Below are 12,584 nucleotides of genomic sequence, written 5' to 3' on the forward strand. Positions count from 1 at the left end.
CCCCACCCCACCCCCGAGCCCGGCCACGCCCCAGGACGGCACCCCGACACCGCCCCCGCCCTCGGGCCTGGCCGCGCCCCAGGACGGCACCGCGACACCGCCCCCGCCCACCCGCCCCCTCGGCGCTTCCCCGTCCCCGGGCGCTACCCCCGCCCCGGCCCGGATCGAGAGCGCATTCGGCGGTCAGGCCGCCACCCCGCCCCCGGGCGCCGTGCCGCCCGGCCCCACCACGCCGGGCACCACCCCGCCCCCCGCCCCCACCCCCACCCCGAGCCCGGGGCCGGGCGGTGGCCCGGGCGTCGGGGCCGGCCCGGTGTCGGCCGTCGGGCGGGGCACCGGGCCCGGTGAGGCGCCCGTGCCGGGCTCTGCGTACGAGCCGGCCGGCTGCACCACTCCCACCGCCGCGCCCCATGGCACCGCCCCGTCCCCGAGTGCCCCGCTCGGCACGCCGCGGGCCACCACCCCGAGCCCGGCGCGGGACGGCGACCCCGGCCGGGGGCAGGGCTTCGGATTCGGTTCCGCGCCGATCGTCAGCCTGGGCACCGGGCCCGGTCGGGCGCCCGCGCCGGGCACCGGACCCCGGCCGGTCGGCGCCCTGGACGCGGACGCCGCCCCCGCCGAGCCGGCCCTCCCCGACCCGGTTCAGCGCCCGGCCGACCTCCCTGAAGGCGGGACCGCCTCCGGCCCGGACTCGGTCGAGGTGGCGCCGACGGCCGGCCGGCCGAGCCAGGTGCCGACGCCCGCCCGAGAGCAGGCCGGCGCCGCCGCACAGCCCCCGCCGCCCGAGGCCTGCCCCACCTCCCACGAGGCGCAGGCAGCACACCTGTCGGGCGACCGTCACCGGCCGACGGCACCCGCCGCCGTCGGCGTGCCGCGGCAGAAGAGGCCCACCCTGCGGCCCCTCCCGGCCGGAGCCGGCCTCCTCGGCCCCGACCCGGAGGCGTTGCCCGACCTGCTGGACCACCCCGACCCCGGCATCGCCGCCGAAGCCGCGACGGTGGAGAACCTGCTGCGGTGCTGGGTCCGCGAGAGCGGCCTCAGCCGACCCAACGGGCCGGTCGGCACCCTCCTGCGCGTCCCCCTTCCCGCATCCGGTGTGACGCTGCTCGTCGCCGTCCGCCATTGGTCCCCCGCCGGCTGGCACCGCTTCGCCCCCGCCCGTCTCGAAGGCGCCCCCGCCGATGCCCCGGCCCTGGACGCCGTCACCCTCGCCGCCCTGATCGCCCGGGAGGGCACCGGCCGCGCCGCGGACCTCGTCGGCCGGGTCGCCGACTCGGTGCGCCGCACCGCGGAGTTCATCGCCGACCGGCGCCGACGCCCCACCCCGCCCGCCCCCATCGCCGCGGACCGCTTCCTGACCGCCGAACAGTCCCTCCTCCTCGGTCACCCCCTCCAACCCGATCCCAAGAGCCGCGAGGGGCTCTCGGAAGCCGACGTACGCCGCTACTCACCCGAATTGCACGGCTCCTTCCCCCTGCACTGGTTCGCCATCGACCCCTCCGTGCTCGCCACCGACTCCGCCTGGACCGAACGCGGCCGGCCCGTCCCCGCCGCCCGGCTCCTCACCCGCCTTGCCCCCGGCCTGCCGCTGCCCGTCGGAACCACCCCCTTGCCCCTCCATCCCTGGCAGGCCCGCGACCTGCTCGACCGCCCCGCCGTCGCCGCCCTGCGCGACGCGGGACTTCTGACCGACCTGGGCCCGTACGGCGACCCCTGGTACCCCACCTCCTCCGTCCGCACCGTCCACCGCCCCGGCGCCCCCGCGATGCTCAAGTTGTCCCTCGGCCTGCGCATCACCAACTCCCGCCGCGAGAACCTCCGCAAGGAACTCCACCGCGGGGTCGAGGTACACCGACTCCTGCGCACCGGTCTCGCCGAACAGTGGCACGCGGCCCACCCCGGCTTCGACATCGTCCGCGACCCCGCCTGGGTCGCCGTCGACAGCCCCGACGGCACGCCCGTCCAAGGTCTCGACGCCCTGCTGCGCCACAACCCCTTCCGCTCCGGCGACGACGCCGTCTGCATCGCCGCGCTGACCGCTCCCCGCCCGTGGCCCGGCCGGACCACGATGCGCAGTCGGCTCGCCGAGACGATCTCCCGGCTCGCGGCGGCCACCGCTCGCCCCGTCCCGGCAGTCGCCGCCGAGTGGTTCCTGCGCTACCTCGACCAGGTCGTCCTGCCGGTCCTCGCCTTCGACGCGCTCGCAGGCATCGCCCTCGAAGCCCACCAGCAGAACACCCTGGTGCTCCTCGACCCGGCCGGCTGGCCGATCGGCGGCCGTTACCGCGACAACCAGGGCTACTACTTCCGCTACTCCCGCCGTGCGGAACTGCAGTCCCGGCTGCCCGGCGTCGGCGACGCCGGTGACACCTTCGTCTCCGACGCCGTCACCGACGAACGCTTCGCCTACTACCTCGGCATCAACAACGTCTTCGGCCTCGTCGGAGCCTTCGGATCACAACGCCTCGCGGACGAACGCGTCCTGCTCGCCGCCTTCCGCCGCTTCTTGGGCAAGGCGTCCCACCTCGGTCCGCTTCCGGCGCTGTTGCTCGATTCACCGACCCTGCGCTGCAAGGCGAACCTGCTCACCCGCCTGGGCGGCCTGGACGAGCTCGTCGGCCCCGTCGACACCCAGTCCGTCTACGTCACCATCACCAACCCCCTTCACACCTGAACGCCGACGCCCTAGACGCCCCTCGACGCCTGCACGACCGCACGGCACAACGACCGGAGGGCACAAACGACCGGACGACGCGGAAACCGCGCGAAGCAGCGAAGGCCGCACCGTTCAACAGCTCCATCACGCAAGGCCCGAACGACGGAACGACTGAAAGACCGACGCGCCCCACCGACTCGGAGAAGAGCCCGATGCCGTCCACCCGCACCCCCATCGGACCCACCCGCACGGCCGCGGCCATCACCACGGTCATCGGGCAAGCCGTCCAACCGCGGCTCAACGCCCAGCGGTTGCCGTTGCTCGCCGAGGCAGACCTGCTCGACTCACCGGCTGCCTGGAGCGCCGCCGCCACATCGGTCGGGGCCTTCCGCCTGGAACCCGTACGACCACACCGGGACCTGGCACTCCTCGCACGCTGGATGAACGACCCCGAGGTGGCGGCCTTCTGGGAACTCGCGGGTCCCGCCACCGTCACGGCCGCACACCTGCGCGCCCAGCTCGAAAGCGACGGCCGCAGCATTCCCTGCCTGGGCCTCCTCGACGGCACACCGATGAGCTACTGGGAGATCTACCGGGCCGATCTCGACCCGCTTGCCCGCCACTACCCGGCGCGCCCCCACGACACGGGTATCCACCTGCTGATCGGGGACGGCACGAACCGCGGCCGCGGTCTGGGCACCACACTGCTCCGCGCCGTCGCCGACCTGGTGTTCGACAACCGGCCACGCTGCGCTCGCGTGATCGCCGAACCGGACATTCGCAACACCCCCTCCGTATCAGCCTTCCTGAATTCCGGTTTCCGCTGTTCCGCGGAAATCGACCTACCCGAGAAGCGCGCGGCGCTGATGATCCGTGAGCGGGCGCTGCGCAATCTCCTCTGATTGCCGCCCCGCAGTCCCGGCATCGCCATCGCTGGACGCTTCTGCAATTGAAAACTCCGCGCCGTGGACCGAAGTTCCCGCTACCCGAGGAGTCCCGTGTCGAATTTCCCCGCCGCCTCAGGCTCCACAGGCCCCCACTTCCCCGAGGCGGTGACGTCCTCGCCCCAGGACCCCTGCACGCCACCCGAGATCAACGGGGTGACCTGGGAGTCCGCCACCCGTCGACTGCTCGCCAAGATGCTCGGGGAATTCGCGTACGAGGAGATCATCAGCCCCCTCCCGGCCGCCCCCACCGCCGTCAACCCGGCCCTCACCGCCCCCACGGCCGCCGGTGACATCTGGAGCCTCCCGCTCGACGACGGCAGCACCCTCGGCTTCCGCGCCCGCCGCCGCTCCTACGGCAGCTGGCACGTCGACGCCCGCACCATCACCCTCACCCCGCCACCCCCCTCGACCCGGCCCCCGACCGCCTTCGGCGACCCGTTCGAGTTCCTGATCCGCGCCCGCACGCTCCTGTGCCTCGACGGCGGGACCCTCGGCCACCTCGTCCGCGAACTCAGCGCCACCCTGTCCGCGGACGCCCACCTAGAGCACCACGCGCTCACCGCCGACGTCCTCGCCGACCTCGACTACGCCGATCTCGAAGGCCACCAGACCGGCCACCCCTGGCTCGTCCTCAACAAGGGCCGTTACGGGATGTCGGCGGCCGACACGGCCGCCTGGGCACCCGAGTCCCGCGTCCGTCAACGACTGCCCTGGCTCGCCGCACACACGTCCCTGGCCGAGTACCGCGGAACCGCCGGTATGGAAGACCCCGCCCGCCTCTACTCCGCCGAGCTGGACGCCGTCACCCGCGCCGCCTTCGACCGGACCCTGCGCGACCGAGGCCTCGACCCGAGCGGCTACGTCTACCTACCGGTGCACCCCTGGCAGTGGGACGAGATAGTGCTCCCGCTGTTCGCACCCGCCCTCGCCTCGGGTCAACTGGTGCCACTGCCGGCCGACCCCGACGTACGACTGCCCCAGCAGTCGATCCGTACCTTCCTCAATCTGACCAGGCCCGAGCGGCACAGCGTCAAGCTGCCGCTCTCCGTCCTCAACACGATGGTCTGGCGCGGACTGCCCTGCGACCTGACGCTCGCCGCCCCCGCCGTCACCGCCTGGATCCACTCCCTGCGGGACAACGACCCCTTCCTCCGGGACGAGTGCCGGGTGCTCCTCCTCGGGGAGGTGGCCTCGGTGACCGTCCGCCATCCCGTCTACGACCGGCTCCCCGAGGTCCCGTACCAGTACAAGGAACTGCTCGGGGCGATCTGGCGCGAGCCCCTGACCGGTCGTCTCGCCCCGGGTGAGCGGGCCCGTACGCTCGCGTCCCTGCTGCACACCGACCCGCGCGGGCGTTCCTTCACCGCCGAGCTCGTCGCCCGGTCCGGACTGGCCCCCGCCGTGTGGCTCCAACGGCTCTTCGCCGCCCTGCTGCCACCGCTGCTCCACTTCCTCTACCGCTACGGCACCGTCTTCTCCCCGCACGGCGAGAACACCATCGTGATCTTCGACGAGGGTGACGTCCCCGTCCGGATGGCGGTCAAGGACTTCGTGGACGACGTCAACATCAGCCGGGAAGCGCTGCCCGAACACGACGCGATGCCCGAGGCGGTCCGAGCCGCCCTGCTGACGGAGCCGCCCGCCTACCTCACGCAGTTCATCCACTCCGGTCTCTTCGTCGGGGTCTTCCGCTACCTGTCCGCGATCTGCGAGGACCGGATGGGAGTCCCGGAGGACGACTTCTGGTCGCTCGTACGGGCGGAGATCCTGCGCCACCAGGCCCGCTTCCCCGAGCTCAAGGACCGCTACGAGCTCTTCGACCTGCTCACCGAGCGGATCGACCGGCTCTGCCTCAACCGGAACCGGCTCCACGAGGACGGTTACCGCGACCGCCCGCACCGCCCGCACGCGGTCACCCACGGCACCGTTCCCAACCCCCTGCACCGCCCGTGATCCGTCGACGATGCGGTTCCTGTCGGTGCGGCCCCGTAGGGTTGGCAGTGCTATGACGAAGCCCTCCCTCCCCGACCTGCTGCACGCCGCCGTCTCCGCCGTCGGCGGCACGGAGCGGCCCGGCCAGGTGGCCATGGCCGAAGCCGTCGCCGAAGCGATCGACGAGAACTCCCACCGACTGATCCAGGCCGGTACCGGCACCGGTAAGTCCCTCGGCTACCTGGTGCCGGCCCTCGCGCACGGTGAACGCGTCGTCGTCGCCACCGCGACGCTGGCCCTCCAGCGGCAGCTCGTCGAACGCGACCTGCCCCGGACGGTGGAGGCGCTGCATCCGCAGCTCCGCCGCCGCCCGCAGTTCGCCATGCTCAAGGGGCGATCCAACTACCTGTGCTTGCACCGCCTCCACGAGGGTGCGCCACAGGACGAGGAGGAGGGCCTCTTCGATCAGTTCGAAGCGGCCGCGCCCACCAGCAAGCTGGGTCAGGACCTGCTGCGGCTGCGGGACTGGGCGGACGAGACCGAGACCGGGGACCGGGACGACCTCACGCCCGGTGTCTCCGACAAGGCCTGGGGCCAGATCTCGGTCTCCTCCCGCGAATGCCTGGGCGCGACGAAGTGCGCGTACGGAGCCGAGTGTTTCGCCGAGGCAGCCCGCGAGCGGGCCAAGCTCGCGGACGTCGTCGTCACCAACCACGCCCTGCTCGCGATCGACGCGATCGAGGGCGCCCCCGTGCTGCCCCAGCACGAGGTGCTGATCGTGGACGAGGCGCACGAACTGGTCTCCCGCGTCACCGGCGTCGCCACCGGCGAACTCACCCCGGGCCAGGTCAACCGGGCCGTCAAGCGCGCTGCGAAACTCGTCGACGAGAAGACCGCCGACGCCCTCCAGACCGCTTCGGAGTCTTTCGAACGCGTCATGGAGCTGGCCCTGCCCGGCCGGCTGGAGGAGGTCCCCGAAGACCTCGGGTACGCGCTGATGTCCCTGCGTGACGCGGCGCGCAATGTGATCTCGGCGATCGGTTCCACGCGTGACAAGTCCGTCCAGGACGAGGACGCCGTCCGCAAGCAGGCCCTGGCCGCGGTGGAGAGCGTCCACGCTGTGGCGGAGCGGATCGTGCTCGGCTCGGAGTACGACGTCGTCTGGTACGAGCGCCACGACCGGTTCGGCGCCACCCTGCGGGTCGCTCCCCTCTCGGTGTCCGGCCTGCTGCGCGAGAAGCTGTTCGAAGACCGCTCGGTGGTGCTCACCTCCGCGACGCTCAAGCTCGGCGGCGACTTCAACGGCGTCGCGGGTTCGCTCGGCCTGTCACCGGAGGGCGTGGCCGGAGACGACGTGCCCGTCTGGAAGGGCTTGGACGTCGGCTCGCCGTTCGACTACCCCAAGCAGGGCATCCTCTACGTCGCCAAGCACCTGGCCACCCCCGGCCGCGAGGGAACACGCGGCGACATGATGGACGAGCTCGCGGAGCTGATCGAAGCGGCCGGCGGCCGGACCCTCGGCCTGTTCTCCTCCATGCGCGGGGCCAAGGCCGCCGCCGAGGAACTGCGCGGGCGGCTGGACAACCCGATCCTGCTCCAGGGAGAGGAGACGCTTGGCGAGCTGATCAAGGCGTTCGCGGCGGACCCGAAGACGTGTCTCTTCGGGACCCTGTCGTTGTGGCAGGGAGTCGACGTGCCCGGGCCCAGCTGCCAGCTGGTGATCATGGACCGGATCCCGTTCCCCCGCCCCGACGACCCGCTGATGAGCGCCCGGCAGAAGTCGGTGGAAGAGCACGGCGGCAATGGCTTCATGGCGGTCGCCGCCACCCACGCCGCGCTGCTGATGGCCCAGGGCGCGGGCCGGCTCGTACGGGCGACCGGGGACCGGGGTGTCGTCGCCGTTCTCGACCCGCGGCTGGCCACGGCTCGCTACGGGACCTTCCTGCGCGCCACGCTCCCCGACTTCTGGTACACCACGGACCGCAACCAGGTCCGCCGGTCGCTCGCCGCGATCGACGCCTCGGCCCAGGCGGACGGCAAGTAGCGCGGCCGCGGGCCCTGAGGGCACAAAGCAGCTCCGGGACCGGCGCAGGGGTCCCGGAGCTGGATGGGGGCGACGGGTGTCAGACCCGGCGCAGTACGGCGACGACCTTGCCGAGGATGGTCGCCTCGTCTCCGGGGATCGGCTGGTACGCGGCGTTGTGCGGAAGCAGCCAGACGTGGCCGTCCTCGCGCTTGAACCGCTTGACCGTGGCCTCGCCGTCCAGCATCGCGGCGACGATGTCGCCGTTCTCCGCGACGGGCTGACGGCGGACGGTGACCCAGTCGCCGTCGCAGATTGCCGCCTCGATCATGGAGTCACCGACGACCTTGAGGACGAAGAGTTCGCCGTCACCGACCAGCTGGCGGGGGAGCGGGAAGACGTCCTCCACCGACTCCTCGGCGAGGATGGGGCCGCCGGCCGCGATCCGGCCGACGAGGGGCACGTACGAGGCGGCGGGCTTGCCGGTGGTGTCCGCGGGCTGCGAGCTGGGCTGGTCCGAGCCGCGCACCTCGTAGGCCCGGGGGCGATGCGGGTCGCGCCGCAGGAAGCCCTTGCGTTCCAGCGCCATCAGCTGATGGGCGACCGACGACGTGCTCGACAGGCCGACCGCCTGGCCGATCTCGCGCATCGACGGCGGGTAGCCCCGGCGCTGCACCGAATCACGGATGACTTCGATGACCCTCCGCTGCCGGTCCGTGAGCCCGGAGCTGTCGGCGCGGATGCCTGGAGGTCGCCCGGGCAGCGAGCGTGCGGGGCGCACGGACTCCGCCTCCGGGTTCTGACGAGCGTCATTCATGGCATGCACCGGCTCAAGTCGGCTCTGGGAGCGGTTCTGGGCAGTGATGGTGGCACTGTCTGCGGTCGTGGTCACGTCGGCCCCTCTCGAAATGTTCTCCCTAGCTGGACAACGGTAGTAGCTTTCGAAAGGTTGCGCCAAACACACGTTCGAGTGAAATATCGCAGATCGTTCACCTGGAGCAGTGCTGGAGGTGTATGGACCGACAGTCTGACCGAACGCGGGTTCGGCCGTTCCCACGCCGCCTACGGTACCCTTCCGGCTCGGATCGCCACCGGGCGGGCCGGCGTCCAGTCTGGCACCGCGGACCCCGGTATCCGGACAACCGGAACCGCGACACGCGGCGGGCTGTAAATCCACTACAACCCAAGATCTAGTGGTTGGATGAGCGCGGCCACCCAGAAGTTGTGGTCCCGGGTCCGTCGCAGGTCCCGGCATCGCATATGCTTGTGGCTGCTTCACGAGCCCCCGGCAGAGCCTCGTTCCTGCCGCTCAGGGGCCCCGTGAGGTGATCAGTCGTGCCGAAGAGGGAGGGTGAGGGAACCATGCACTGCCCCTTCTGCAGGCACCCCGACAGCCGGGTCGTCGACAGTCGCACCACCGACGACGGCACGTCGATCCGCCGACGCCGTCAGTGCCCCGACTGCTCCCGTCGCTTCACGACGGTGGAAACGGCCTCGCTGATGGTGATCAAGCGCAGCGGGGTGACCGAACCCTTCAGCCGCTCCAAGGTCATCTCTGGCGTCCGCAAGGCGTGCCAGGGGCGGCCGGTCACCGAGGACGCCCTCGCCAAGCTCGGCCAGCGCGTCGAGGAGGCGCTGCGCGCCACCGGAAGCGCCGAGCTGACCACCCACGACGTGGGTCTGGCCATACTCGGTCCCTTGCAGGAACTCGACCTGGTCGCGTACCTGCGGTTCGCGTCCGTGTACAAAGCGTTCGACACCCTTGAAGACTTCGAGACCGCCATCGCGGAGCTCCGCGACGGACGGCCTCACCCCCATGAGTGCGAGCCGGGTGGGACCCCTGCGGTCGTTCCCGTGCCCGCCTCCGCCGCCGACTGACCGGACGGCCGCGAAGCGGTCGGGCCGGTCGGCCAGGCGAGATTCGAAGATTCGTAGATACAGACACACGGCACCGTGCTGCGGAATATCGCTGGCACTTCAGGGCGTTTTTGCCCGCATATGGGAGGCGGAGCATGACAGAGACGGCGAGCGGCTCGGCACGAGGTTCCCGCGCCAAGGGAACCAAGGCTGCCAAGAGCGGCCTGCGGATCGAGCGCATCCACACCACCCCGGGCGTGCACCCGTATGACGAGGTGAGCTGGGAGCGCCGTGACGTCGTCATGACCAACTGGCGCGACGGCTCGGTCAACTTCGAGCAGCGTGGCGTCGAGTTCCCCGACTTCTGGTCGGTGAACGCGGTCAACATCGTCACCAGCAAGTACTTCCGCGGCGCGGTCGGCACCCCGCAGCGCGAGACCGGTCTGAAGCAGCTCATCGACCGGATCGTGAAGACCTACACCAAGGCCGGCGAGGACTACGACTACTTCGCTTCGCCCGCGGATGCCGAGATCTTCGAGCACGAGCTGACGTACGCCCTCCTGCACCAGATCTTCAGCTTCAACTCCCCGGTGTGGTTCAACGTCGGAACGCCCCAGCCGCAGCAGGTCTCCGCCTGCTTCATCCTGGCCGTCGACGACTCCATGGAGTCGATCCTCGACTGGTACAAGGAAGAGGGCATGATCTTCAAGGGCGGCTCCGGCGCCGGCCTGAACCTCTCCCGCATCCGCTCCTCCAAGGAGCTCCTCTCCTCCGGCGGCAACGCCTCCGGCCCGGTCTCCTTCATGCGCGGCGCGGACGCGTCCGCCGGAACGATCAAGTCGGGCGGCGCCACCCGCCGCGCGGCCAAGATGGTCGTCCTGGACGTGGACCACCCGGACGTCGAGGACTTCATCGCGACCAAGGTGAAGGAAGAGGAGAAGATCCGCGCCCTGCGCGACGCGGGCTTCGACATGGACCTGGGCGGCGACGACATCACGTCCGTCCAGTACCAGAACGCCAACAACTCCGTCCGCGTGAACGACGAGTTCATGACGGCCGTCGAGAACGGCACCGAGTTCGGCCTGCGCGCCCGCATGACCGGCGAGGTCATCGAGAAGGTCGACGCCAAGGCGCTCTTCCGCAAGCTCGCCGAGGCCGCGTGGGCGTGTGCCGACCCGGGCATCCAGTACGACGGTGTGATCAACAACTGGCACACCTGCCCCGAGTCCGGTCGCATCACCGCGTCCAACCCGTGCAGCGAGTACATGCACCTGGACAACACGTCCTGCAACCTCGCGTCGCTGAACCTCATGAAGTTCCTCGACGACGACGGCAAGGGCAACCAGTCCTTCGACGCGGAGCGCTTCGCCAAGGTCGTCGAGCTGGTCATCACCGCGATGGACATCTCCATCTGCTTCGCGGACTTCCCGACGCGGAAGATCGGTGAGAACACCCGCGCCTTCCGTCAGCTCGGCATCGGCTACGCCAACCTCGGCGCCCTGCTGATGGCCACGGGCCACGCCTACGACTCGGACGGCGGCCGCACGCTCGCCGCCTCGATCACCTCGCTGATGACCGGTACGGCGTACCGGCGCTCCGCCGAGCTGGCCGCGATCGTCGGTCCCTACGACGGCTACGCCCGCAACGCCGAGTCGCACAAGCGCGTCATGAAGCAGCACGCCGACGCCAACGCCGTCGCGCCGCGCACCGATGACCTGGACAACGCGGTCTGGGCCGCGGCCACCGAGGCCTGGCAGGACGTGCTGCGCCTCGGCGAGAAGAACGGCTTCCGCAACTCCCAGGCATCCGTCCTCGCCCCGACCGGCACCATCGGTCTTGCGATGTCCTGCGACACCACCGGTGTCGAGCCGGACCTGGCCCTGGTCAAGTTCAAGAAGCTCGTCGGCGGCGGCTCGATGCAGATCGTCAACGGCACCGTCCCGCAGGCCCTGCGCCGCCTGGGCTACCAGGAGGAGCAGATCGAGGCGATCGTCTCCCACATCGCCGAACACGGTGTGGTCGTCGACGCCCCGGGCCTCAAGACCGAGCACTACTCGATCTTCGACTGCGCCATGGGCGAGCGTTCCATCTCCCCGATGGGCCACGTGCGCATGATGGCCGCGATCCAGCCGTGGATCTCCGGCGCCATCTCCAAGACGGTCAACATGCCGGAGTCGGCCACCGTCGAGGAGATCGAGGAGATCTACTTCGAGGCGTGGAAGATGGGCGTCAAGGCGCTCGCGATCTACCGCGACAACTGCAAGGTCGGCCAGCCCCTCTCCGCGAAGAAGAAGGAAGAGGAGAAGGAGGAGGTCACCGCCAAGGCGGAGGACACCATCCGCGCCGCTGTCGAGAAGGTCATCGAGTACCGCCCGGTCCGCAAGCGCCTGCCGAAGGGCCGCCCGGGGATCACCACCTCGTTCACGGTCGGTGGCGCCGAGGGCTACATGACGGCGAACTCCTACCCGGACGACGGCCTGGGCGAGGTCTTCCTCAAGATGTCCAAGCAGGGCTCCACCCTCGCGGGCATGATGGACGCCTTCTCCATCGCCGTGTCCGTCGGCCTCCAGTACGGCGTGCCGCTGGAGACCTACGTCTCGAAGTTCACGAACATGCGCTTCGAGCCGGCCGGCATGACGGACGACCCGGACGTGCGGATGGCCCAGTCGATCGTCGACTACATCTTCCGCCGCCTGGCGCTCGACTTCCTGCCGTTCGAAACCCGCTCGGCGCTCGGCATCCACACCGCCGAGGAGCGTCAGCGCCACCTCGACACCGGTTCGTACGAGCCGTTGGACGAGGAGGAGTTGGACACGGAGACCCTGGCCCAGTCGGCCCCGCTCGCGGCGGTCCCGTCGGAGCCGAAGCCGATCGCGGCCGCCCCGGTCTCGGTCCCCGCCCCGAAGACGGCGCACTCCAGCGCCGAACTCGTCGAGATGCAGCTCGGCGTCTCCGCCGACGCCCCGCTCTGCTTCTCCTGCGGTACGAAGATGCAGCGCGCCGGTTCCTGCTACATCTGCGAGGGATGCGGCTCGACCAGCGGTTGCAGCTGACCGTGAGCCCCCGGCGGGCGTGAGCCGGGAGCTCGGGTGGGGTGTCGACGATCATGTCGACACCCCACCCGGCGTTTCGCGACCACGCGACCGCGACCGCGGCGGCCGCGTGCAGA

7 protein-coding genes are annotated in these 12,584 nt (G+C 70.9%); 6 read left to right on the forward strand and 1 reads right to left on the reverse strand.

Annotated features, from left to right (window positions below):
* Nucleotides 1-700 precede the first annotated feature (700 nt).
* The 4 genes from E6R62_RS07660 to E6R62_RS07675 all read left to right on the forward strand — a co-directional run bounded on the left by E6R62_RS07660 (nucleotide 701) and on the right by E6R62_RS07675 (nucleotide 7,579).
* Complete coding sequence (locus tag E6R62_RS07660) at nucleotides 701-2,674, forward strand: IucA/IucC family siderophore biosynthesis protein (protein ID WP_136212706.1); 1,974 nt, start codon at nucleotides 701-703, stop codon at nucleotides 2,672-2,674.
* A gap of 194 nt (nucleotides 2,675-2,868) precedes the next feature.
* Nucleotides 2,869-3,558: a GNAT family N-acetyltransferase gene (locus tag E6R62_RS07665; RefSeq protein ID WP_136212552.1), complete on the forward strand. Its 690-nt coding sequence runs from the start codon at nucleotides 2,869-2,871 to the stop codon at nucleotides 3,556-3,558.
* A 150-nt stretch (nucleotides 3,559-3,708) separates the two neighbouring features.
* Complete coding sequence (locus E6R62_RS07670; protein ID WP_240801547.1) at nucleotides 3,709-5,556, forward strand: IucA/IucC family siderophore biosynthesis protein; 1,848 nt, start codon at nucleotides 3,709-3,711, stop codon at nucleotides 5,554-5,556.
* A gap of 52 nt (nucleotides 5,557-5,608) precedes the next feature.
* Complete coding sequence (locus E6R62_RS07675; protein ID WP_136212553.1) at nucleotides 5,609-7,579, forward strand: ATP-dependent DNA helicase; 1,971 nt, start codon at nucleotides 5,609-5,611, stop codon at nucleotides 7,577-7,579.
* Between the two features lie 79 nt (nucleotides 7,580-7,658).
* Here the strand turns inward: E6R62_RS07675 and lexA are convergent, their stop codons facing one another.
* Nucleotides 7,659-8,450: a transcriptional repressor LexA gene (gene lexA / locus E6R62_RS07680; protein WP_136212554.1), complete on the reverse strand. Its 792-nt coding sequence runs from the start codon at nucleotides 8,448-8,450 to the stop codon at nucleotides 7,659-7,661.
* A 470-nt stretch (nucleotides 8,451-8,920) separates the two neighbouring features.
* Between lexA and nrdR the strand changes: the two genes are divergently transcribed.
* Complete coding sequence (gene nrdR / locus E6R62_RS07685; RefSeq protein WP_136212708.1) at nucleotides 8,921-9,436, forward strand: transcriptional regulator NrdR; 516 nt, start codon at nucleotides 8,921-8,923, stop codon at nucleotides 9,434-9,436.
* A gap of 134 nt (nucleotides 9,437-9,570) precedes the next feature.
* On the forward strand, nucleotides 9,571-12,468 hold the full coding sequence (locus E6R62_RS07690) for a vitamin B12-dependent ribonucleotide reductase (RefSeq protein ID WP_136212555.1): 2,898 nt from the start codon (nucleotides 9,571-9,573) through the stop codon (nucleotides 12,466-12,468).
* Nucleotides 12,469-12,584: the final 116 nt, after the last annotated feature.

This window comes from Streptomyces sp. A1136 (assembly GCF_004795055.1).
In the GTDB taxonomy this organism is placed as follows: Bacteria; Actinomycetota; Actinomycetes; order Streptomycetales; family Streptomycetaceae; genus Streptomyces.